We start from the raw sequence: 21,996 nt of genomic DNA, 5'->3' as shown, positions 1-21,996 counted from the left end.
GCGGCCGGGCGCCTGCGGCTGCGGGTCCCGTTCACCGCAGCTCACGCGGTCCGGACGGTGGCGCGGACCGGCCGGGCACCGAGGGTGGAAGGGGCAGCCCCGCGGGGCGCCGCCGGGTCGGGTGCCTCGTCGTCCAGGCGCGGCGGGCCGGGCAACCGGGGGGAGGGCAGCGTCCGTACGGCCAGGGTCGGCTCCGCGTCCAGGAGCATCCGCGTGTACGGGTGCCGGGGTGAGCGGAACAGCTCCTCGGCCTCGGCGTGCTCCACGATCCGGCCGAGGTACATGACGGCGACCAGGTCCGACATCCTCCGGACCGCGCTGAGGCTGTGGCTGATGAACAGGACGGTCAGGCCGAGACGGCGCTGGAGGCCGCGCAGGGTGCCCAGCACGGCCGCCTGCGTCGGGGCGTCCAGGGCCGAGGTCATCTCGTCCGCGATCAGCACCCGGGGCTCCACGGCGAGCGCGCGGGCGAGGGCCACCCGCTGGCGCTGGCCGCCGGAGAGCTCCCGCGGCAGCCGGGGGCGACGTCCGCGTCGAGGCCGACGAGTTCCAGCAGCTCCGCGACCCGGAGCTGCCGCGCGTCCCGGTCCGGCCGCCGCACGGCGGTCACCGCCTCGGTCAGCTGGTGCCGCACCGTCATCCGCGGGTCGAGCGACGTGTCCGGGTCCTGGAACACCATCTGCACGCGCCCGGCCAGCCATCTGCGCTCGCCGACCGTCCGCACGCGTACCGGCCGTCCGTCGACCAGGACCCGGCCGCCGTGCGGCGGGCACAGGCCGACCAGCGCGCGGGCCAGCGTCGACTTGCCCGAGCCGGACTCCCCCACCAGGCCGGTGGTGCGGCCCGCGGGCAGCTCCAGGCTGACGCGGCGCACCGCGGTGACCGGGCCGCGCGGCCCGTGGTGGCGGACGGTCAGGTCCTGGGCATGGAGCGCCGGCGCTGTCATGGGTAGGACACCTCTCTCGGGTCGCGCGGGAGCGGGGCTTCCAGGGGGTGCCAGCAGGCGACCTCGTGGCCGGTTGCGGCCGGTTCGAGCGGCGGCCTCTCGCTGGCGCACCGCTCGCCGCGGTGCGCGCAGCGTGCCTGGTACGGACACCCCGCCCCGGTCAGTGCCAGGACCGGGACCGGGACCGGCGCCGGGTGCGGCGGCAGCGGAGCGGTGAGCGCCGTGACCAGTTCCCGGGTGTACGGATGGCGGGCGTCCGAGGCGAGGCGGGCCGCGGGCACGCTCTCGATCACCGTGCCCGCGTACATGACCAGCACCCGGTCGCAGAGCTGGGCCACCAGGGCCAGGTCGTGGCTGATGAACAGGACGGCCATGCCGGTGTCCCGGCGCAGCCCGGCCAGCAGGTCGACGACCTGGCGCTGGACGGTGGTGTCGAGCGCGGTGGTCGGCTCGTCGGCGACGAGGAGCCGCGGACCGGTCATCAGCGCCGCGGCGATCAGGACGCGCTGCCGCTGGCCGCCGGAGAGCTGGTGGGGACGGACCCGCAGCAGGCGGACGGGGTCGGGCAGCGCCACCTGCCGCATGGCGGCCAGCGCGCGGGCCGTGGCCTCCGCGCGGCTCAGGCCCAGGTGCGCACGGGCCGCCTCGGTCAGCTGGGTGCCCACGGACAGGGCCGGGTTGAGCGCGGAGGCGGGGTTCTGGAAGACCGTCGCCATGCCGGTCGCGAGGAGCCGGTCGCGCTCCCTGGCGGTGAGGGCGTCCAGGTCGTGGCCGAGGAAGCGGTGGCCGCCGCTGCTCACCTGGAGGCGCGGCGGCAGGAGGTCCGCCAGGGCGAGGGCGGTGAGGGACTTGCCGGAGCCGGACTCGCCGACGAGTCCGACGAGTTCTCCCACCCGGACCGAGAGGGTGACCGCCTGGACCGGGCAGGCCGCCGTGCCGTGCGCCCCGGGGACGCGAACGGTGAGGTCCGTCACGGACAGCACGGGTTCCTCCGCCGCCCCCGTGCCGGTCGAGGCGCGCGTGCCGTCGGAACGCCGAGCCGACGGCGCTGCCGGGCGCGGTACCGGGTGCGGTACCGGGTGCGGTACCGAAGACGGTGCGGGACGCGGTACCGGTGCCGGGCGCGGTACCGACGGCGGTGCAGGACGTGGCCCGTGCCGCCGGGCGAGCCGGCCGGCCACCGACTCTCCGAGAAGCTGGAACGCGAGTCCCGCCCACAGGATCGCCAGCGCCGGGGCCAGGGCGGGCAGCGGATCGGTGTAGACGCGGTCGAGGCCCTGGCTGAGCAGCACGCCCCAGTCGTAGGACGGTGGCTGCACGCCCAGCCCGAGGAAGCTGAGCCCGGAGAGCGCCACCAGCGCGGCCCCCGCCGACACGGTGGTCTGGAGGACGAGGGGTTCGGCGGTGTTGGGCAGCACGTGCCGCAGCAGCAGCCGGTGGCGCCGCAGGCCGAGGAGGCGGGCGGCGTGCAGGAAGTCCCTCTCCGCGACGCCCGCGGCGAGGGTCTGCGCGACCCGCGCGAACCCCGGGACCATGGCCACGGCGAGCGCGAGCGTCGCGCCGCGTGCTCCCGCCCCCAGGACGACGGAGCAGAAGACCGAGACCAGGATCGCCGGAAAGGCCAGCAGGAGCTGGATCACGAAGGCCAGGGCCCGGCGCGCACGGGCGCCCACGACCGCGGTGGCCGCGCCGAGCGCCACTCCGGCCGTGCCGCCCAGGGCGGTGGCCGCCAGTGCCAGCAGGAGCGAGATCCGCGTACCGGCCAGGACCCGGGCGAGCAGGTCGCGCCCGAGGTGGTCGGTGCCGAACGGATGGGCGGCGGAGGGTCCGCGCAGCACCTGCGCGGGGTGCGGGCGCGCCGCCTCCGTGCCCCAGAGGACGGGGCCGAGGACCGCGAGGGCGACGAGCACGCCGACCATGGCCGCGGCGACGAGGTCCGTCGGTGTCGCGGCGCGGGCCCACCGGGCGCGGAGCCGGCCGGGCGTCCCCGGCCGGCGGGATGGTGCGGACGACGGCACGGACACGGTTCAGCCCTCCCCGAGCGTCGAGCGCGGATCGAGCGCGGCCAGGGCGACGTCCACCAGGAGGTTGGCCGCGAGCACGGCCGTGCCCAGGACGAGGACCGTCGCCTGCACCACCGGGTAGTCCTGCGCGACCACGGACTGGGCGATCGCCGAGCCCAGCCCCGGCCACGCGAAGACCTTCTCCACCAGGGCCGTTCCGGCGATGAGCGCCGGCAGCAGGTTCCCCGCCACGGCGAGGGAGGCGGTGAGCATGTTCGGCAGCGCGTGGCGGGTGTACAGGGTGAGGGCGGGGAGCCGCTTCGCCCGTGCGGTGCGCATGTAGTCCTCGGACAGGACCTTGAGCGCCTCCACGCGCACGACCCGGGTCAGCATCGCGCACGGCGTGAGCGCGAGCGCGGTCACCGGCAGCACGTACGCCGTGGCGCCCGTGCCGCCCGCGACGGGGAACAGCGGCAGGCCGACCGCCAGCGCGGCCGTCAGCCCGGCCGCCAGGACGAAGTCGGGCACGCCGGCCAGGACCGAGGCCGTGGTGGTGAACGCCAGGTCGGCGCGCGGCCGGCGGCCGTCGCGCGTCCGGACGGCCGCGAGCAGCCCCGCGGGCACCGCGACCGCCAGCACCACGGCGAACGCCAGCCCGGCGAGCCCCAGCGTGGCGGGCAGCCGTGTGACGACCAGTTCGGTCACCGGTTGGCCCGTCACCAGGGAGGTGCCCAGGTCGCCGTGGAGGACAGCGCGGAGGTACTGCCGGCACTGCGCGGCGAAGGGCTGGTCGAGGCCGAGTTCGTGGCGCCGGGCCGCGACCAGGGCGGGGGGCGCGTCCACGCCCAGGGCGGCCCGCACCGGGTCGCCGGGGACGAGGCGGACCATCGCGAACGCCCCGGCCGCCACCAGCAGGAGCGACAGGGCGCATCGGGTCAGGCGGCGCGCGAGGAAGGCCGTCCACCGACGGCACCGCCCGCGGCCCGCGGGCACGTCGGTCATACGCGGTTCCTCCTGGAGCGTGCGGTGCGCCCGTGACTCACCGTGCCGCGCTCCGGCGGGCTGTCGTCCGGATGCTGGCGGGCATGAGGCGGCCCCCGTCCCCCACGTCGAACCGCACCGCGTGTCCGTACAGGACCTCGCTGCCGTCCGCGACGGGCAGGGCGTCGGCGTGGCGCAGCACTGCCTGGGCCGCCCGGTTCCACAGCGGGCAGCCGGCGGTGTCGGGGCGGCGCACCGCCTGCCGGGCCAGGTCGGCGTAGCGGGGGTCGCGGATGTGGGCGAAGTTCAGCCCGGCCGGCGGCGGCGGGCCGGAGAAGAAGGGGACCAGCTGGGCCGGAACCGGGGGGCCCGGCGCGCTTCCCATGACGACGTCGAAGTCGCCGTCCTCGTACATGGCCCGCACCAGGGCCGGGAGGCTCTCGCTGACGAGGTCGGTCCGCACGCCGAGTGCCTGCCAGGTGACGGCCATGAGCTCGGCCACGGCCGGCAGGGTCGATCCGCTCGCGGGGCTGCTCAGGACGCGCAGCCGCAGTTGGCGGCCGTCGCCGGCCCGCCGGAGACGGCCGTCCGCCGCCCGCCGCCAGCCGGCCTTCCGCAGCCGGGCCAGGGCCGCGGCGCGGGTCAGGCGGGGGAGCCTCAGGTCCGAGTGGCAGACGGTGCCGCGTGCCGTGAGGTGCCCGGCCGGTGTGCCGTCGCCGCCGACGGCGACGTCGGCCAGGCCGGCCCGGTCCAGGACGCCCACCAGCGCCTCGCGCACCACCTGGTCGCCGAGCGGACGCCCGGGCGCCTCGTTGAAGAAGCTGAGCCCCACCACCGTGGGGACCGCGGCCTCGTACAGCCCCCGTCCGGACAGCCGGGCCCGGTCGGGGCCGGCGACCTCGGCGATGTCGAGGCCGCCGGTGAGCAGCAGGTTCGCCGCCGTCGACTCCTCGGGAACCACCGAGAGCACGATCCGGGTCGGCGTGCGGGCGGCGTCCGGGCGGGTGCCGCCCGGCCCCAGGCGTACCCGCGGCGCCGCGCGAAGACGTAGGGGCCGCCCGCCCTGGAGGCGCGCAGGACGTAGGGGCCGGTTCCGTGTGTCGCCCGGTCCAGAGAGCGCGGATCGTCCAGTCCGGCGGGGCAGATGACGGGGAGCAGGCCGACGGTGCGGACGAGGAAGCCGTAAGGGGACGTCGTCGACACCGTCACCTCCCGGCGCCGGTCGTCGGCCCGGACGGCCAGCGGCGTGCCCGGCAGCGCCTGCTGAGCGGCGGCGAGGTGGTTCCCCGGGTCGGCGGCGTACCTCAGGGAGCGCGCCACGTGCGACGCCTTGAGCTCCGTTCCGTCGGAACACGTCACGCCCGCGCGCAGGGTGAACGTGGCCGAGGTGGCATCTGCCCGCCAGCGGGTCGCGAGCCCGGACTCCACCTGCCCGGCCCGGGAGAGGTGGACGAGGGAGTCGTAGGCGTACGGCGCGGCCGCGGTGCCCGACGTGGAGTACGGGTGGAAGCTCGTGATGTCCGACGGCACGGCCACGCGGACGGTTCCGGGCGCGGCCCGGCCGGCGCCGGGCACGGCCGCGCATCCGGAGAGGGCGCAGGCGGCGGCGGTCACGGCGGCGGCGGTGCGCTGAAGGACGGTCAGGCGTCTGCGGAGCACCGGCCCATGATGCCGCGACGTTCGCGGGTGCGAGCGGAGTCGAACCGGTCCGGAACGTGTGGCCGGGCGGACCGCCGGGCCGGGTTCGGGGGCGCTCTGCCCAGCACCGGCGCCGCGGACCACGCGTTCGCCCTCCGGAAACCGCCTTCCCGGTACGGCGGGAACCGATCCCGAAAGTCGCCCTCCCGGGTGACCGAACAGGAGGTCGATCGGGAGGACGGCGGTGAATGACCGGAATAGGCCGACCCGTTCGGTCAATTCCTGGGGAAGGTAGGCCGGAGGCGGTGTCCGGGCCGTTCCTGCCCGACGGGCGCGGCACCGAACCCACCGCCGCGGGCTGGAATCACGCCCTCGGTACGGCTGCCCTTTACTCGTCCGAGTGAACGGTCGCCAAGCGGCTTGGCCGCGCCCGGATCACCTCGGCTAGGCTTTTTCCGGTGCTGGAATCGACCCCGAGGCCGCCGCCCGGCAACGGGAGCCGGAATCACCGCCGCAGACCACCACCCCGTCCTTTCAGAACAGCGCTCAGGAATCCGCTCAGAACTCCGCGCCGATCACACCGCCCGCTCCGTATCCGATCTCTCCCCTCCCTCCGCTTCCTCCGCTCCCTCCCTTTGCTTCACCGCCCTGCTCGCTTTGCCCCCGCGATCTCCTTTCCGTGGGGCGCCCGAGGGGATTCCAGAACTCAGGCGGCCTCTGCTCAGCCGGCCTCCTCCATCGTTCGACCTCGGCTGTCGGCGGTCCGGGAAACCGGGCGTGCGGCTCGGCGCGGGCCGCCCGTGCCCCGGCGGTTCACGCGCTTCCCGCTGCCGCCTCGGCCGCACGCGATCTCCGCGCGCGCCACGCGGCAGCCCAGAACCCGAGAAAGGGAAACCATGCCCCCTGTCGTCCCGCCGTTTCTCATCGGCCTCATCGTCGGCCCGCTCGCCAAGAGGCTCGTCCGTCCTCTGGCGAAGGGGCTGCTCAAGACCTCGGTCGGGCTGGCCCTGGAGGTGAAGCGGGTCGCACACGAGGCCAATGAGGGGCTGCACGACCTCGCCGCCGAAGTGACCGCCGAGGTGGTGGCCGCGCAGCTGGTCGACGACGGACCCACGGTGAGCGTGCCGTCCCCCGCCGCCGCGCGGGGGACGGAGTCGGTTCCCTCGGCGGCCCAGGAGAAGGCCCCCGCGTCCGGTGTCGCGACCGGGTCGGCCCCGAAGGGGCGGCCGGTCGGGGCCGGCAAGACCTCCTGAGGCCGTCCGCTTCCTCTCCGGAGGCCGTCCGGCGCTGAAGCGGACGACGTCGCGGACCTCGGCATCGAGGTTCCCCGCGACGTAAGCGTGCGCGGCGGCAGCCGCCAGGGCCGCATCGTCGGCGCCGTCCGGAGCGCCTGCGCCGTCCGGAGCACCGGCGAACAGCTCCAGGGCGAGAGCACGTCTCCGGTCGCGGCGCCACACCCCTCCGACCAGCCCGTCCACCACCACGGTGGGGCTGATCCGCCCGCCGCCCGCCCAGACCCTCGCGAGCACGTAGGTGGCGGAGCCGTCCTCCCGGACCGGGCCGAAGCAGGCCCTACCGAGCAGCGCGGACGAGCGGACGAGGTGGAACGGGACCTGTCCGGAGGCGTTCAGGCCCGCCCGTCCGCGAGGGCCTCGGCGACCACCCGCTCCCCCAGCGCCAGCTCGTCCGGCCTGAGCCCCAGCTCGCGGTACGGGCGCTCGCCGCGGCGCAGCAGCCGCGGGGCGAGCAGTTCACGGCGCCGGCCCGCGTCCGGGGCCGGGACCAGGTACCGCGTGGCCCGCGCGAAGCCAGCCACCCTCCGCACGGCGCCGAGCGCCAGCCGCAGGTCCGCCTCGGCCAGTCCTGAGCCGCGCGCCCTGAGCCCCAGCGCCGCCTCCCGCACGTCCGGAGCCCGCACCGGCGGGCACCGCTCCATGACCTCGGTCACCGACCTCGCGCGCCGGTCGCCCGCCACGCCCCGCGCCCACACGCGGAGCGGCCTCACCTCAGCCGCACCGAGCTCCCGCACGCCCGCTCCCCTCCTGCCTCACGGCTACCGACGGTTGCCGAACCGTAGCCGTTCGCCGTCGCACACGCTGCGGTGCGCGGGGCCGCACCGGCCCGGACGGTCCTCGCCCTGGGAGGCGGCGGTGAGGGTGGGGGCGGCAGGGGTCCACCCGCTCCACCCCGCGGCCCCAGGCCGGGTACGCCGTGCGGACGGCCACGGCCGCCGCGGGTACTGCCTGTGCAGTACACCGAAGTGACAGCAACCGCACGACGCGGCGAACGGCCTGTTCAGGGGAGGGTTGAGGGGTCCCCGAGAACAGGAAGCTGAGGGTACGAGCACTGTGGCTACTCTCCTATACCGTCTGGGCCGGAACGCGTTCCGCGCCCGATGGCTGGTCACCCTCCTGTGGGGGGTGGTCCTCGTCGGCGTGGCAGTGGGCTCGCAGGCCGCGCCCAAGGCCCAGAACGAGACGACGACCATGCCGGGTATCGAGTCCCAGCGTGCGTACGACCTCATGGACCAGCGGTTCCCCCACGTCGCCTCCGACGGCGCCACGGCGCGGATCGTGTTCGTCGCCCCGGATGGCGGGAAGGTCACCGCGGCCGGCAACAAGGCCGCGGTCGAGAAGACCGTCGACCAGGCCGGCCACGCGCCCGCCGTCGCCTCCGCGGCCGATCCGTTCAGCTCCGGCGCCGTCAGCAAGGACGGCACCACGGCCTACAGCACCGTCTCCTTCAAGGAGGCGTCCGCGGACCTGACGGACGCGGACAAGACGCCGGTCGAGAACGCGATCGACCAGGCCCGCACCGCCGGGCTGACCGTGGAGGTCGGCGGCGACGCGCTCGCCGACCCGGTGTCGGCGGGCGGTCCGGCCGAGGGGATCGGCATCGCCGTCGCGGCCGTCGTGCTGGTCGTCACCTTCGGGTCGATGGTCGCCGCCGGGCTGCCGCTGCTGTCCGCGCTGATGGGCGTCGGCACCTCCGTGCTCGCCGTCGGGGCGCTGGCGAGCACCTTCGGGTTCTCCTCCTCGACCAGCGCGCTGGCCTCGATGCTGGGCCTCGCGGTCGGTATCGACTACGCCCTGTTCATCGTCTCCCGCTACCGCGAGGAGCGCGGCAAGGGCCGCACCGCGCGTGAGGCGACCGGCACGGCCGTCGGCACCGCGGGTTCGGCCGTGGTCTTCGCCGGCCTGACCGTGGTGATCGCCCTGGCCGGGCTGTTCGTCGTCGACATCCCGACGCTGACGAAGATGGGCTTCGCGGCCGCCGGCGCGGTCGGCGTCAGCGTCCTCGTCGCGCTCACCCTGGTGCCCGCGATGCTCGGCTTCTGGCCCGACGCGGTGCTGCCGAAGAAGCTGCGGCGCGTCGCCAGGCGGGCGAGGCGTCAGGCCGTGACGGGCGCGAAGGACGCCACGGCCGCGACGGGCGGGCGCCGTGCGCGCCGCCGGGCCGGCCGGGAGGCGTCCGACCGGGCCGTCGCCCACGCGGCGGTGAGCGGCGTCGGCGCGGCGAAGCCGTCCAACGGCGGCAGCCGCTGGGCCGGGTTCGTCACCCGCCGTCCGCTGCCGGTGCTGCTGCTGTCCGTGGTGGGCCTCGGCGTCCTCGCGGTGCCGGTGCTCGGACTCCACCTCGGCATGCCGGGCGCGGAGTCGAAGCCGACCTCGTCCACCGAGCGCCGGGCCTACGACGACCTCGCCAAGGGCTTCGGCCCCGGCTTCAACGGCCCGCTGACCGTCGTCGTGGACGCCCACGGCGCCGGGGACCCGCACCGCGCCGTCACACAGGTCTCGGACCGGCTGGAGTCCACGAAGGGTGTGGTGTCCGTCTCCCCGGCCCGCTTCAACACCGCGGGCGACACCGCCGTCCTGTCGGTGGTCCCCTCCACCAGCCCGACCGACGACGCCACCGTCGACCTGGTGCACTCCATCCGCGACCACCGCGCGGAGACCGAGGCCGGCACCGGCGCGACCTTCGAGGTCACCGGCACCACCGCGCTGAACATCGACGTCGCGCAGAAGGTCCAGAACGCCCTGGTGCCGTACCTGGTCCTGGTCGTCGGGCTCGCGGTCGTCCTGCTGGCGATCGTCTTCCGCTCCGTCCTGGTACCGCTCAAGGCGGCCCTCGGGTTCCTGCTCTCGGTCCTCGCCGCCCTCGGCGTGGTCGTCGCGGTCTTCCAGTGGGGCTGGGGTGCGAGCCTGATCGGCGTCCAGCAGTCCGGCCCGATCATGAGCATGATGCCGATCTTCCTGGTGGGCATCGTCTTCGGGCTGGCCATGGACTACGAGGTCTTCCTGGTCTCCCGCATCCGGGAGGCGCACGTCCACGGCGAGGACGCGCGGACGGCCGTGGTCAGCGGGTTCCGTGCCAGCGCCCGGGTGGTCGTGGCCGCCGCGCTGATCATGATCTCGGTCTTCGCGGGCTTCGTCACCGCCCAGGACTCCATGATCAAGACCATCGGGTTCGGCCTCGCCGCCGCGGTACTCTTCGACGCGATCGTGGTCAGGATGGCGTTCGTGCCGGCCGTTCTCGCCCTGCTGGGGAGGTGGGCCTGGTGGCTGCCCCGCCCGCTGGCCCGCGTCCTGCCGAGGGTCGACGTCGAGGGCGAGGCCCTCAGCGAGCACCTCGAACCGCTGCCCGCTCCCCCGCCGGAGCGGGAGCGCGCCGCCGCCGGCCGCGTCTGAGCGCTGCGCCGACCGGGGCATCGGGCCCGCCCGTGTCATCCGACACGGGCGGGCCCGGCGTCCGTGCTCCCGGCCGGCGACCACGATGTACCCCTGGGAAGTCCGAGCGGAGGGCACGATGCACACCACCGGGCCGGTGACCGTGCGCTGGCGTCAGTACGCCCGGCGCCGGCCGCTCGCCTCCGACGCGATCCTCGCCACCGCGCTGTTCGTCGTCATCGGACCGAGCGGCGCCTGGATCAGCTCCCGGGTGCAGAGCGGCCCCCAGTGGCTGTGGGGCACGCTCCTGGCGGCGGCCGGCTGCCTGGCCCTGCCGGGCCGCCGGCACCACCCCACCGCCGTGGTCGTCGTCACGGCCCTCTGCGGTGCGGCCGCCGCCCCGCTCGGGCTGCTGCTCACCCCCCTGACCCTCGGGCCGCTGATGCTCGCCCTGTACTGGATGGCGCTCGACCACGACCGGCGGGCGGCCTTCCGCTGGGCGGTCGGCATCACCGTCGTCCTGGTGCCCCTGGCGCTGCTGACCAGCCCCGGCAACGAGTCCGTCGTCCTGAAGACGCTCAACCCGGGCGCGTGGCTGCTGCTCATGCCCCTGGTCGGCGGCAACCTCCAGCTGCGGCGCGCGTACGTCGACGCGGCGGAGGCCCGCGCCGTGTACGCCGAACGCACTCGGGAGGAGGAGGCCCGGCACCGCGTCGCGGAGGAGCGCATCCGCATCGCCCGCGAGCTCCACGACGTCGTCGCCCACCACCTCGCCCTGGCCAACGCCCAGGCCGGCACCGCCGCCTACCTCGCCCGCGCGCACCCCGACGACCGCGTCCGCACGATCCTCGAAGAGCTCGCGGGCACGACCTCCGAGGCGCTGCGCGAGCTGAAGGCCACCGTCGGCGTCCTGCGCGACGACGACGAGTCGCCCCTGCACCCCGCACCCGGGCTGGACCAGCTGGACGACCTCGCCGGCTCGTTCGCCAGCATCGGCCTGACGGTGTCGCTCTCCACCACCGGCACCCCGGTCCCGGTCTCCTCCGCCGTCGGTCTGACCGCCTACCGCATCGCGCAGGAGGCCCTCACCAACGTCGCGAAGCACGCCGACACCGGCACCGCCCACGTCGCCCTCGCCTTCGGCGCCGACCGCCTCACCCTCACCGTCACCAACGACGGCCCGCCGCCGCGCCCCGGCCGCCGCGGCTCCACCGGACCGTCCGGCTACGGCCTCATCGGCATGGCCGAACGCGCCCAACTGGTCGGCGGCCACGTCTCCGCGGGCCCCCGCGGCACGGGAGGCTTCTCCGTCACGGCGGAACTCCCGCTGCTCTCCGCAGACCCCATCCCGCCCCACGGACCGGAGTCCCCCACGTGACCACCACTGTGCTGCTCGCCGACGACCAGGCACTCCTGCGCGCCACCTTCCGGCTGCTCATCGACTCCGCCGCCGACCTCACCGTGGTCGCCGAGGCCGCCAACGGTGCCGAGGCCGCCACCGAGGCGCGCGTCCACCGCCCCGACGTCGTGCTCATGGACATCCGGATGCCCGGTACCGACGGCCTGGCCGCCACCGAGGCGATCTGCTCCGACCCCGACCTCGCCCGGACGAGGGTGCTGATCCTCACCACCTTCGAGACCGACGAGTACGTGGCCCGCGCCCTGCGCGCCGGGGCCAGCGGCTTCCTCGGCAAGGACGCCGGCCCGGACACCCTCCTCGACGGCATCCGCACCGTCGCCGCCGGCGACGCCCTCCTGTCGCCCACCGCCACCCGCCACCTCATCGCCACCTTCCTCGAAGGCCCGGTCCTGCCCTCGGCGGCCGCCGGGCGGGCCGTCGCCGACCTCACGCCCCGCGAGAGCGAGATCACGACGCTGGTGGCCGAGGGGCTCACCAACGACGAGATCGCCACCCGCCTCACCCTCAGCCCGCTCACCGTCCGCACCCACGTCCAGCGCGCCCTCACCAAGACCGGCTCCCGCGACCGCGCCCAGCTCGTCGCCCTCGCCTACCGCACCGGCCTCATCCGGCCGCCCGCCTGACCGGCACCGGCACCGGGCCCGGGGACCGGCGGCGGCCGGCCGCCGGTACCGCTCACGCGCCGGCGTCCAGGTTCTCCAGGACGACCGCCAGCCCCTGGCCCACGCCGACGCAGACCGCCGCGACGCCGTACCGCTCCCTCCGCTCCCGCAGGACCGCGGCCAGCGTGCCGAGGACCCGCCCGCCCGAGGCGCCCAGCGGGTGCCCGAGGGCGATCGCGCCGCCCTTCTGGTTGACCAGCTCCGGGTCGCGCAGCCCCTCCCCGAGCCAGGCGTCGACGCAGACCAGCGACTGCACGGCGAACGCCTCGTTGAGTTCCACCGCGCCGACCCGGTCCCAGCCGACCCCCGCCCGGCGCAGCGCCCGGGCGGCGGCCTCGACCGGTGCGTAGCCGAAGTCGCGCGGGTCCAGTGCCGTCACGCCCCGGCCGGCGATCCGGGCGAGCGGGTCGCCGCCGATCGCGGTGGCGGCACCCTCGCCGCCGAGCAGCACCGCCGAGGCGCCGTCCGACAGCGGCGAAGCGTTCCCCGCGGTGATCGTGCCGTCGGGGCGGAAGGACGGCTTGAGCCCGGCGAGCACCTCGACCGTCGACGCGGGCCGGATGCCCTCGTCCCGGGTCAGTGCCCCGCCGGCCCGCGCCCCACCGCCGGTCAGCCCGCCGCCGGCCACCGCTGCGCCGGTCTCCACGGGCGTGACGAGGTCGTCGTAGAAGCCGCTCTCCCATGCCTGGTGGGCGAGCCGGTGCGAGCGCGCGGCGAACGCGTCCTGGCGCTCGCGGCTCACTCCGTACCGCTGCTGGAGCAGTTCGTTGCACTCCCCCAGCGGGATCGTCCACTCCTTCGGCATCCGCGGGTTCACCAGCCGCCAGCCGAGGGTGGTCGACACGGCGGCGGCGTCGCCCGCCGGGAAGCCCCTGTCCGGCTTCGGGAGCACCCAGGGCGCCCGGGTCATCGACTCGACGCCGCCGACGAGGACGATGTCGGCGTCGCCGGTCTCGATCGCGCGCGAGCCGGTGATCGCCGCGTCGAGCGAGGAGCCGCACAGCCGGTTGACGGTGGTGCCCGGGACGCCGGCGGGAAGCCCTGCCAGCAGGGCGGCCATCCGGCCGACGTTGCGGTTCTCCTCCCCCGCGCCGTTGGCGTTGCCCCAGACCACCTCGTCGACCGCCGCCGGTTCGAGGCCGGGGGTCCGGGCGAGCAGTCCGGTGATCGCGGTGGCGGCCAGGTCGTCGGGGCGCACGCCGGCCAGCGCGCCGCCGAACCTGCCGAAGGGGGTGCGGGTCGCCGCGTAGAGGTAAGCACTCACCCTGCCACGGTAGGCGCGGGCGCCCCCGGTGAGCGCCGCTTCGGCCGCGTCGCCGCGCGGCCGGGTCCGTGCCACCGGTAGGCGCGGGGGTCATTCCTGCCGCACCACCGCCGTAGTTGATCACTCGTCAGATTGACGATACGTCAACACGCACTCGAAACACCCTCGGTGATCCTTGACGCCGGCCATCGGCACGGAGAAACTCACCACGGTACAGACCATCGCAAAGCCGTATGAGACAACCACGCGAGACGGCTCACCGCGCCCCTGCGGGCCGGGCCCGGCGCACCTCCCCGGCCGGCGCCGCGCCACCTCCCCCGTCCCGCCGCCTCCCCGTCCCGCCGGGCCGACCGCCGCCGAGCGGCGGCGACGCCGAGCGGCGGCCGCCGCACCGCGACGGCGACGCCGATCCCGCCTTCACGGGCTTCCCCGCGCTCCGCACCGACTTCGCACGGCCCGCCCCTCTTCCGAAGGAGTCGCAGATGCCCCCCACCCGCGCCGCCGCCGCCCGCAGGCCGTTCGCCGGCCTGATCGCCCCGGCGCTCGCAGCGGTACTGCCCCTGACCCTGGGCTCGCTCGCGCTGGCCGGCGCCTCCCCCGCCTCCGCGCGGCAGACCGGGGCCGCGTCGCCGCAACGGGCGGAGAGGGACGGCCCGCACTCCTTCCACGGCCACCAGGCGGCGGCGCCCGCCCCCTCCGCGCTGTCGCGCCCCCGGCCCGCGCAGGCCGCGACCCGCCGCGTGGCCCTGCGCGTCGAGCCGCTGGGCGACTCCATCACCTGGGGCGTCGGCAGCAGCAACGGCAACGGCTACCGGGGCCCGCTGGGCGAGGAGTTGACGGGCGAGGGCTACACCCTGGACTTCGTCGGATCGGGCCGGGGCGGCACCATGCCGGACCCGGACAACGAGGGCCACTCCGGGTGGCGGATCGACCAGATCGCCGGCATCGCCGACGCCTCGCTCGCGACGTACCAGCCGAACGTCGTCACCCTGATGATCGGCACCAACGACCTGGCCAAGAACGACCAGGTGCCCACCGCGCCGGACCGGCTGCACGCGCTGGTCGACCGGATCACCGCCGCCGACCCCGCCGCGACGGTTCTGCTGGCGGACCTGATCACCTCCACCTCGGCACCCGTCGTGCAGGCCGAACCGGCCTACAACGCGGCCGTGTCCGACATCGCGCGCCAGGAGCGGGACGCGGGCAGGCACGTCGGCTACGTCGACATGGGCGCGCTGACCAGCGCCGACCTCTCCGACTCGCTGCACCCGAACGACGGCGGCTACCGGAAGATGGCCGACGCCTGGAACGGGGGCGTCCAGGCCGCCGCTGCCGCGGGCTGGCTGAGGCCGCCGACCGCGGTGACCGGCCCGGTGCGCTCCGGGGTCGCGGGCAAGTGCCTTGCTCTCGACGGAAGTCCGGCGGACGAAGGCGCCGGCGCGCGGCTCCGGGACTGCGACGGCACCACCGCCCAGCAGTGGACCTCCTCGGCCGCCGGCACCCTGCGGACCGCCGGAAGGTGCCTGGACGCCGCCGCGCCGGCGCCCGCCGACGGCACGAGGGTGGCGGTCCAGGAGTGCGACGGCGGCCCCGGCCAGCAGTGGCGGCCCTACGACGGCGGCCTCCGCAACCCCGCCTCCGGCCGCTGCCTGGCGGCCGCCCCGGACCCGTCCGCCACCGACAGCACCGAGAGCACCGACAGCACAGACAGCACCGACGGCACGCGGGTGGAGCTGCGGGACTGCGACGGCAGCGCGAACCAGCAGTGGTACACGGCCTGACCGTCCAGGGCGTCGGAGAACCGGGCCGCGCCACGGGTGCGGAAGGACGTTCCGGCACCGCGTCCGCCGGGAGGGCGTCCTACCGACGGACGCCCGCGGCCACCTGGTGCAGCGTGCGGCCGGAGCGGACCGACCGGGCGCGGTGCGGGTCGGGGGTGCCGCGACTGTGGGGGGCGGCCTGGCCGTCGTGGTGCTTGACGAGCAGCCACGCCTCGCCCCGGCCGTCGTCGCCTCCGCTCCGGAAGCGGGTCAGGGCGTAGCCGCCGCGCAGCTTGCCGCCGTCGAGCCGGAAGGAGGCGTGGCCGTCGCGGAGCGCCTGGGCGAAGGGCACCTCGTGTCCGTGCCGGTCGGTGGCCAGGCTGCGGTATCGGCCCTCGTCCCAGACGATCACGGCTCCGGCGCCGTACTCGCCCTCCGCGATCACGCCCTCGAAGTCGCGGTACTCCAGCGGGTGGTCCTCGGTGGGCATCGCGAGCCGCTTGTCGTGCGGGTCGGTGGACGGGCCTTTGGGCACCGCCCAGGACTTCAGCACGCCGTCCACCTCCAGGCGGAAGTCGAAGTGCGTGGTACTCGCGTCGTGGATCTGCACCACGAAGCCGAACTCCGGACCGCCGCCGCGGCCGGCCCCGCGCGGCTCGCGGGTCCGGCCGAAGTCCCGGCGCCGCCGGTACTCGCCGAGCCCGTCCCCCGCTCTGCCGGCGCGCCCGTCCCCCGCTCTGTCGGCGCGCCCGTCTTCCGTGCTGTCGCCGCGCCGGCCGTCCACCTGCCCCCGGTGCTCCGCGCGTGCCATGTCCGCCTCCTCCGGGTACGCCTGTCGGACCCTGCCGGACGGGTACCCCGCGCCCCGGAGACACGCCGTACCGGCCCCGGGCCCCGCACCCCGGCCTGTCGAGCCGCCCCACCCCGGCCCCGCGCACCCGTGCGCGTTCGGCTCGGCCGGTGCCCCGGGCCGCCGCGGCGTAGCCTGGAAGGAGCGGGGGTGCCGGTACGGGCGGCCGCTACGGCGCGGGACCATCCCGTCGACGGCCTCACTGTCCGTGATTGGGAGCTGTCATGGCGGAAACCACCGAGATCTGGGTAGAGCGCATCAAGAAGCTCGACGACGACTCCGGGGAGACCGAGGTCCGGGAACTGGTGCACGAGGTGTACGAGACGGCCCAGAAGGACCTGGACGCCCAGCGGGCCATCGCGGAGTTCGAGCGCGAGGAGTAGCAGCCGGCGGACCGCGCACGGCCGGTCCGAACAGGCGCTGAGTGGCGGGCCCTGAGAGGCGGGGGCTGAGGGGCGGAGGTCCCGGCGCAGGCCGCGGGCACCCGCCCCCGCATCGTTGCGGCCCGTTCGGACCGTCACACGGCCTGGGGCGGCGGCGCCACCGCGGTACCGGCGCCGCGCCGGGCAGACCGGTCCGTCGATAATCGCCTCGCCATCGGTCGCGATGTTCGGGGAGACTCGGCGCGATGACCAGAATCGACGACACGCCGCCCGCGTGGGACGAGCGCACCCAGCTCACCACGTTTCTCGACTACACACGCGACGCCGCGCGCGCCAAGTGCGACGGAGTCTCCGAGGAGAACGCACGCAAGGCGCTCCTGCCCGGCTCGCCTCTGATGACCATGAGCGGAGTGGTCAACCACCTCCGCTGGGTCGAGTACCACTGGTTCCACGTGGTCTTCCTCGGCGGGGAGGACCGGGGTCCCTGGACCGAGGAGGACCCCGACCGTGAGATGCGTGTCGCCGTCGACTTCCCGCTCGCGCGGTTGCTCGACGAGTACGCCGGCCAGAGCGCCCGCTACCGCGAGCTGGTCGCCGGGCACGACCTCGACACGCGGGCCCGCCGAGCCGTCCGCAACGGCCTGCACGTCGACCTGCGCTGGATCCTGCACCACCTCATCGAGGAGACGGCCCGCCACAACGGCCACTTGGACATCCTGCGCGAGATGCTCGACGGCACGACCGGCACCTGACCGACGGCTGACCGGCCACTGACCGTCGTCCGGCGCCGCGACCGGCGGGGTCGGCCCGGTGCCGAAGGCTGTCGGCCTCGCCCGCCCCGGCCCGCGGCGCGTTCGCCGCGGGCCGGCGGCCCCGGCGTCGACGGCGGCTTCGGGCCGCGGCCGGACCCCGGATCGCGAGGAGTCACGTAACGATCCCGCCAACCACCGCCGCAAAGCCGCGCGGACGGCGCATCGTTCTCGCATGACGGTAGGTCGGTAGGAATGGCGGGGGCGGTGGCGAACAGCGGAGATCTGCGCCGGGAGATCACCTCCGACCTGGTCGACGAGTGCCTCGACCGGTCGGGCGGCAAAGTGGGGCGGGACGTGCCGCTCGTGGTCTTCTCCGGGCCGCGCGGCAGCGGCAAGACACGGTTGTTGGAGGACGTGCGGGACCGCTTCACCGATTCGGTGGCGGCGCCGTACGCCTGGCTGGACCTGGCGGGCAAGCCCTACACCCGGGCGTGGCAGGTGGCGGCCCATCTGGCGGGGTCGCTGGGCGCCACGCGGTGGAAGCGGTTCGGGTCGATGGGGTTCCCCCGCCTCACCCTGGGCGCGCTGGTGATCCAGCAGGACGCCATCGGCCTCAACGACCCCAGCCGCGCCAGGGCGGATGTGGAGCAACTGCTGCGCGGCCAGAGGTCGTTGGACGGGGCGCAGCAGGTGGTGACCGACCTGCTGCGGCAGTTGCTGACGTTCGTGCTGCCGCCGCTGGCCTCGGTGGCCGATCCGCTGGTGTCGGCGGCGTTCACCTCGCGGCGGGCGGTGCGGCTGCTCTTCCAGACGGGCACCGACTGGTATGGCAACCGCGGCCACGGCCAGCCCGGCGACGGGTTCGGCGCGCTGGCCGACCTCAGCACCCTGGAGCACCGGCAGGGCGACGCCGGCCACGACGAGGTGGACCGGCTGCTGTGCCAGGCGTTCCTGGCCGACATCGCCGCCGCCTACGGCTCGCAGCGCGACCCGCGCAACACGCTGGCGCTGATCGACAACGTCGACGAGAGCGCCGGCACCGCCTTCCTGGAGGCGCTGGCCGGCGCCCGGCACACCGCGAAGGCGGCCAGCGGGAGCTGCGACCCGCTGGTCGTCTTCAGCACCAGCGGCCGGCGGCTGGACGCGCTGTGGTCGTGGCGGCCCGAGGGGGACGCGGACGCCACCGGCCGGCACCGGCTGATCGGCGACGCCGGCAGCGCCGGCTACCGCGACTGGGAGCGGCGGCGCCCGCCGACCGGGACGGACCACTGGTACTACGCGGTGGCGCTGGACGACTTCGACGAGGACCGGGTGCGGACCATGGCGTCCCGTGCCCGGCCGAGGGAGCTGAGCCGGCTCACCTCGTTCGTCCACCGGTCGACGTTCGGCCATCCCGGGGGGACCGCACGGGTACTGGAGTACCTGGCCACCCGGCCGAGCACGCCGGGCGAGGCGGAGCTGACAGCGGTGCTGGACGCCCGGGTCAGCGGTTCCGGCACGCTGGGCGACGAGCTGCTGGAACGGCTGCTGAGCGACGAACTCGCCCCATGGCGGAGCGAGTTGGTGACCTGGTCGGCGGTGCGCGACCCCAAGTCGGCGCTGGGCGCGCGGATCGGGCTGCGGCCGGGCCAGCCGGCCCGCCGGGACATCGCCGACGCGGTCTCCCAGTGGCTGTGGCAGGTGCCGTCCGGCTCGCCGTTCTCCACCGAACCGGAGCTGCACCCGCTGCTGCGGCGGCTGCTGCTGCGTTCGCTGGCGGCCAGACCGGACAGCCACCCGCTCAACTGGGCTGCGGTGCACCGCCGGTTCGAGGAGTGGTTCCTCGGCCGCGGGGAGGGGGAGCGGGCCTGCTATCACGCGCTCGCCAACGGGAACCTGCGTCCGGCGGTGGACCACCTCGTGTCGCGGTTCCGCACCGACGGTGCCGAGCGGTGGATACGGGCGTTCGACGACATCACCTCGGCGCCCAACCGGCTCGCCCTGCGGCCCGCCGTCCGGGACCGGGACGGCGAGCCGGAGCGGTCCGCGCCCACCGCCTACCTCCACCTGGACGCGCTGCTGGAGTCGGCGGCGCTCGCGGACCCGGCCCCCGTCGCGGGACCGGCCGATCCGGACGCCGCACCGGACCCGCTGCGCACGGTGCTCACCCACCTGGTGGCGGCGCGGTGGATACGCAGCGATCCGCTGCTCGACCCGCACCAGAAGCTGAACGTGCAACTCGCGGACGGCTTCACGGAGTTGCACCGCCTTGCGACACGCGACAGCACCCGCTACTCCCAGGAGGGCGAGTACTACCGGCACTTGCGGGACTACTGAGCGAGCCACGCGTCGATCCGAAGGAGAGAGATGTCCCGTCCCGTGCCCATCCGGCCCCGGGAGCCGTTCCGCGTCGCGTATCCGGCGGTCTTCTGGACCGCGCTCGCGGTGGTCCTCGGGGTGGTCGCCGCCGCCGCGGTGTACGTCACCCGCCAGCACGCGCCCGTCTACGTCACGGACGGCTCGCACGTCTTCAACAGCAACATCGCCGGGGTCGAGAAGAAGATCCGCGCGGAGAACGCCCTCGTCACGGCGTCGGGCGGGAAGTACGTGACCATCGCGGTGATGGAGACGATGACGCCCGACCCGAAGGCCGAACCGCTCGACCCCAACCGCACCCGGCACGCGCTGGAGGGCGCCTACCTCGACCAGTACCGCACCAACCACCCCAACGGCCCGACCGGGCGGCTCGGCACCCCGCTGGTCAAGCTGGTGCTGGCCGACGAGGGCAGTCTGGAGAAGACAGCGCCGCAGGCGGTGGCGAAGCTGGAGAAGATGACGGGCGCGCCCGACCACCTGGTGGCGGTGACCGGGCTCGGCATCAGCGTCGCCGCCACGGACAAGGCCGTCGCCGACCTCGGCAGGGCCGGGATCGGGATGGTCGGCGCCGTCGTCAGCGGCGACAAGTTGGACGGCGCCCCCGGATTCGTGCGGGTCGCGCCGACCAACTCCGACCAGGCCGCCGCGGCGGTCGGGTTCCTCGACTCCCATGCCGAGGGCGGCGCGGGCTCCAAGGGGAAGGTGAACGTCTGGCTGGTGCAGGACCAGAACAGCAAGGACGACTACGCCCGTTCGCTGGCCACCTCCTTCCAGCGGGCGATGCGCACCTCCAAGCGGCTGCGCTTCGTGGGCCGGGGCACCGTCTACGACTCGGCGCTCGGCGACCCGCAGTCGGCGCTCGGGCAGGTCGGCTCGTCGGTCTGCGACGCGGGCACCGACGTGGTGTACTTCGCCGGCCGCGGGGTGGACCTGCCCGGGCTGCTGCGCGGGGTGGCGAACCGTTACTGCGCGGCACAGCGCAAGCTGCTGGTGATCACCGGCAGCGACGCCACGCAGCTGGTCAACCAGCAGAACCTGTGGGCCGCCAAGGGCACCGACATGGAGGTCTACTACACCGCCCTGGCCCACCCGGGCATGTGGAGCGGACCGCACCCGCAGGGCGCCGCGCCGGCCGTGGCGGACTTCACCGACTACCCGGGGTTCGCCAAGGTCTTCCCCGACGAGCCGTCCAACGCCCTCGACGACGCCTGGGCGATCATGTACCACGACGCGTTCGAGACCGCGGTGCAGTCGGTGGTGTCCCAGTGGAACGGCCGCGTGCCGGAACCGGGGGCGGTGGCCAACCAGCTCTACGGGCTGTCGGTGAACGGCGCCAGCGGCTACCTGTGCTTCGACAGCGCCCACGACCCGATCGACAAGGTGATCCCGATCGTCCGGATGGACGCGCAGGGCAAGCCCACGTTCTCCGGGCTGTCCTCGGCGACCGGCGCCCCGCCCTCCGGCGACCCCTGCCACCGGAAGGCCACGAGCTGAGGAGCGCGGAGCGGGGGCCGCGAACCGGGGGCGGCGGGCCGATCGCCGACGAGCGGGGCCCAGGACCGGGGGCCGGCGCCCCCGGTCACTCCTCCCCGCTCGCGATGTACGCCTCGTACGCGTCGGCGGTCATGAGGCCGTCCAGCTCGGCCTTGGCGGAGAACCTGATCTCGACCATCCACCCGTCCCCGTGCGGGTCGTCGTTGAGCTGCTCCGGGTCGTCGTTCAGCGACTCGTTGATCGTGACGACCTCTCCGGACAGCGGCGTGTACAGCTCCGAGACCGCCTTGACGGACTCGACGGTGCCGAACTCCTGGCCGTGGTCGAGGCGGTCGCCCACCTTGGGCAGCTCCACGTAGACGACGTCGCCCAACTCCTTCTGGGCGAACTCGGTGATACCGACCCGGGCGGTGTCGCCGTCCACCCGCACCCACTCGTGCTCCCTGGTGTAGCGCAGCTCGCCGGGGTAGATCGTCATGGAGGCTCCTCGGGCCGTCGGTGTGCCGCCGGTTCGGGCGTCGGCGTGCCCATCCTGCCCTGGATCAGGGCGCGGTGGCGGGTACGTAACCCGAGCGGGTGAGTCGCGCGGCGGAGCCCCGGGCGAACCGCTCCTGAACCCCCTTCAGCCCGCACCCGGCACCGGCAGCGGCCACCGGCGAGCCCGGCGCGGGCGGACCCGGCGGGTCGCCGCGTCTCCCCCTGGCACGGAACGTATACGCAGCTCAGAGGGGTTCCGTCCGTCGCGGGCGGGCCGGATCGACCACATTGACCAGGCGGCTTAGGGAAGCCTAACCTAAGTCAACTCTTCCTTCCGTTGCGAC

18 protein-coding genes and 1 pseudogene are annotated in these 21,996 nt (G+C 75.1%); 9 read left to right on the top strand and 10 right to left on the bottom strand.

Annotated elements, in window-relative coordinates; translation table 11 throughout:
- Positions 1-41 precede the first annotated feature (41 nt).
- The 6 genes and pseudogenes from BS72_RS37900 to BS72_RS39135 all read right to left on the bottom strand — a co-directional run.
- Positions 42-479, bottom strand: a complete 438-nt coding sequence (locus BS72_RS37900; protein ID WP_265736787.1) for an ABC transporter ATP-binding protein — start codon at positions 477-479, stop codon at positions 42-44.
- Positions 437-946 (bottom strand): ATP-binding cassette domain-containing protein, encoded by a 510-nt coding sequence (locus tag BS72_RS37895; protein WP_265736786.1) that lies wholly within the window; start codon positions 944-946, stop codon positions 437-439. Before BS72_RS37895 ends, BS72_RS37900 begins: the two co-directional genes overlap by 43 nt.
- A complete protein-coding gene (locus tag BS72_RS08270; RefSeq protein ID WP_232792276.1) occupies positions 943-2,970 on the bottom strand; it encodes a dipeptide/oligopeptide/nickel ABC transporter permease/ATP-binding protein in 2,028 nt (675 codons plus the stop codon). Before BS72_RS08270 ends, BS72_RS37895 begins: the two co-directional genes overlap by 4 nt.
- A gap of 3 nt (positions 2,971-2,973) precedes the next feature.
- Positions 2,974-3,951 (bottom strand): ABC transporter permease, encoded by a 978-nt coding sequence (locus tag BS72_RS08265; protein WP_037908353.1) that lies wholly within the window; start codon positions 3,949-3,951, stop codon positions 2,974-2,976.
- Between the two features lie 37 nt (positions 3,952-3,988).
- Entirely contained in the window at positions 3,989-4,891 is a 903-nt protein-coding gene (locus BS72_RS08260) for an ABC transporter substrate-binding protein (RefSeq protein WP_265736785.1), read from the bottom strand.
- 104 nt (positions 4,892-4,995) lie between these two features.
- Positions 4,996-5,358 (bottom strand): annotated as a pseudogene (locus BS72_RS39135) (ABC transporter substrate-binding protein); the annotation flags it as partial.
- Positions 5,359-6,464: 1,106 nt separating this feature from the next.
- Here BS72_RS39135 and BS72_RS08255 point away from each other — a divergent pair.
- Positions 6,465-6,821, top strand: a complete 357-nt coding sequence (locus tag BS72_RS08255) for a DUF5132 domain-containing protein (RefSeq protein WP_037908351.1) — start codon at positions 6,465-6,467, stop codon at positions 6,819-6,821.
- Positions 6,822-7,195: 374 nt separating this feature from the next.
- Here BS72_RS08255 and BS72_RS08250 read toward each other — a convergent pair whose 3' ends face one another.
- Positions 7,196-7,597 (bottom strand): hypothetical protein, encoded by a 402-nt coding sequence (locus BS72_RS08250; protein ID WP_051950813.1) that lies wholly within the window; start codon positions 7,595-7,597, stop codon positions 7,196-7,198.
- Between the two features lie 319 nt (positions 7,598-7,916).
- Here BS72_RS08250 and BS72_RS08245 point away from each other — a divergent pair, with 319 nt between their 5' ends.
- From BS72_RS08245 to BS72_RS08235, 3 genes are all read left to right on the top strand, one after another.
- Positions 7,917-10,256, top strand: a complete 2,340-nt coding sequence (locus BS72_RS08245) for an MMPL family transporter (RefSeq protein WP_037908349.1) — start codon at positions 7,917-7,919, stop codon at positions 10,254-10,256.
- A gap of 118 nt (positions 10,257-10,374) precedes the next feature.
- On the top strand, positions 10,375-11,613 hold the full coding sequence (locus BS72_RS39130) for a sensor histidine kinase (RefSeq protein WP_051950812.1): 1,239 nt from the start codon (positions 10,375-10,377) through the stop codon (positions 11,611-11,613).
- Positions 11,610-12,278 (top strand): response regulator, encoded by a 669-nt coding sequence (locus tag BS72_RS08235; RefSeq protein ID WP_037908347.1) that lies wholly within the window; start codon positions 11,610-11,612, stop codon positions 12,276-12,278. Before BS72_RS39130 ends, BS72_RS08235 begins: the two co-directional genes overlap by 4 nt.
- A 52-nt stretch (positions 12,279-12,330) precedes the next feature.
- Here BS72_RS08235 and BS72_RS08230 read toward each other — a convergent pair whose 3' ends face one another.
- Positions 12,331-13,581 carry a thiolase family protein gene (locus BS72_RS08230; protein ID WP_037909536.1) on the bottom strand — a complete coding sequence of 417 codons (1,251 nt, stop codon included), beginning with the start codon at positions 13,579-13,581 and terminating at the stop codon, positions 12,331-12,333.
- Between the two features lie 482 nt (positions 13,582-14,063).
- On the opposite strand from BS72_RS08230, the gene BS72_RS08225 reads away from it, so the two are divergent.
- The gene (locus tag BS72_RS08225; protein ID WP_078901149.1) at positions 14,064-15,362 is read left to right on the top strand and encodes a ricin-type beta-trefoil lectin domain protein; all 1,299 of its coding nucleotides are present in this window, start codon (positions 14,064-14,066) and stop codon (positions 15,360-15,362) included.
- A gap of 79 nt (positions 15,363-15,441) precedes the next feature.
- On the opposite strand, the gene BS72_RS08220 is transcribed toward BS72_RS08225, so the two are convergent.
- On the bottom strand, positions 15,442-16,152 hold the full coding sequence (locus BS72_RS08220) for a DNA polymerase ligase N-terminal domain-containing protein (RefSeq protein ID WP_051950811.1): 711 nt from the start codon (positions 16,150-16,152) through the stop codon (positions 15,442-15,444).
- A 263-nt stretch (positions 16,153-16,415) separates the two neighbouring features.
- Here BS72_RS08220 and BS72_RS36370 point away from each other — a divergent pair, with 263 nt between their 5' ends.
- The 4 genes from BS72_RS36370 (at position 16,416) to BS72_RS08205 (ending at position 21,175) form a co-directional block, all read left to right on the top strand.
- Complete coding sequence (locus BS72_RS36370) at positions 16,416-16,574, top strand: hypothetical protein (protein ID WP_157856178.1); 159 nt, start codon at positions 16,416-16,418, stop codon at positions 16,572-16,574.
- A gap of 245 nt (positions 16,575-16,819) precedes the next feature.
- Entirely contained in the window at positions 16,820-17,326 is a 507-nt protein-coding gene (locus tag BS72_RS08215; protein WP_037908345.1) for a DinB family protein, read from the top strand.
- A 264-nt stretch (positions 17,327-17,590) separates the two neighbouring features.
- Positions 17,591-19,642: a hypothetical protein gene (locus BS72_RS08210; protein ID WP_157856177.1), complete on the top strand. Its 2,052-nt coding sequence runs from the start codon at positions 17,591-17,593 to the stop codon at positions 19,640-19,642.
- A 30-nt stretch (positions 19,643-19,672) separates the two neighbouring features.
- Positions 19,673-21,175 carry a type 1 periplasmic-binding domain-containing protein gene (locus BS72_RS08205; RefSeq protein ID WP_037908341.1) on the top strand — a complete coding sequence of 501 codons (1,503 nt, stop codon included), beginning with the start codon at positions 19,673-19,675 and terminating at the stop codon, positions 21,173-21,175.
- Positions 21,176-21,260: 85 nt separating this feature from the next.
- Here BS72_RS08205 and gcvH read toward each other — a convergent pair whose 3' ends face one another.
- On the bottom strand, positions 21,261-21,653 hold the full coding sequence (gene gcvH, locus BS72_RS08200; RefSeq protein ID WP_037908339.1) for a glycine cleavage system protein GcvH: 393 nt from the start codon (positions 21,651-21,653) through the stop codon (positions 21,261-21,263).
- Positions 21,654-21,996 lie beyond the last annotated feature (343 nt).

This window comes from Actinacidiphila yeochonensis CN732 (genome assembly GCF_000745345.1).
Classification (GTDB): Bacteria; Actinomycetota; Actinomycetes; order Streptomycetales; family Streptomycetaceae; genus Actinacidiphila; species Actinacidiphila yeochonensis.
Note: the sequence above shows the minus strand (reverse complement) of the source record. Positions and strands in the feature narration are given on the sequence as shown.

Bases quoted from the DNA above. Each gene is read 5' to 3' on its own strand.
- BS72_RS08265 (WP_037908353.1), bottom strand. From the start codon at position 3,951: ATGACCGACGTGCCCGCGGGCCGCGGGCGGTGCCGTCGGTGGACGGCC.
- BS72_RS39130 (WP_051950812.1), top strand. From the start codon at position 10,375: ATGCACACCACCGGGCCGGTGACCGTGCGCTGGCGTCAGTACGCCCGG.
- BS72_RS08220 (WP_051950811.1), bottom strand. From the start codon at position 16,152: ATGGCACGCGCGGAGCACCGGGGGCAGGTGGACGGCCGGCGCGGCGAC.
- BS72_RS08255 (WP_037908351.1), top strand. From the start codon at position 6,465: ATGCCCCCTGTCGTCCCGCCGTTTCTCATCGGCCTCATCGTCGGCCCG.
- BS72_RS36370 (WP_157856178.1), top strand. From the start codon at position 16,416: ATGGCGGAAACCACCGAGATCTGGGTAGAGCGCATCAAGAAGCTCGAC.
- BS72_RS08215 (WP_037908345.1), top strand. From the start codon at position 16,820: ATGACCAGAATCGACGACACGCCGCCCGCGTGGGACGAGCGCACCCAG.
- BS72_RS37895 (WP_265736786.1), bottom strand. From the start codon at position 946: ATGACAGCGCCGGCGCTCCATGCCCAGGACCTGACCGTCCGCCACCAC.
- gcvH (WP_037908339.1), bottom strand. From the start codon at position 21,653: ATGACGATCTACCCCGGCGAGCTGCGCTACACCAGGGAGCACGAGTGG.
- BS72_RS08205 (WP_037908341.1), top strand. From the start codon at position 19,673: ATGTCCCGTCCCGTGCCCATCCGGCCCCGGGAGCCGTTCCGCGTCGCG.
- BS72_RS08225 (WP_078901149.1), top strand. From the start codon at position 14,064: ATGCCCCCCACCCGCGCCGCCGCCGCCCGCAGGCCGTTCGCCGGCCTG.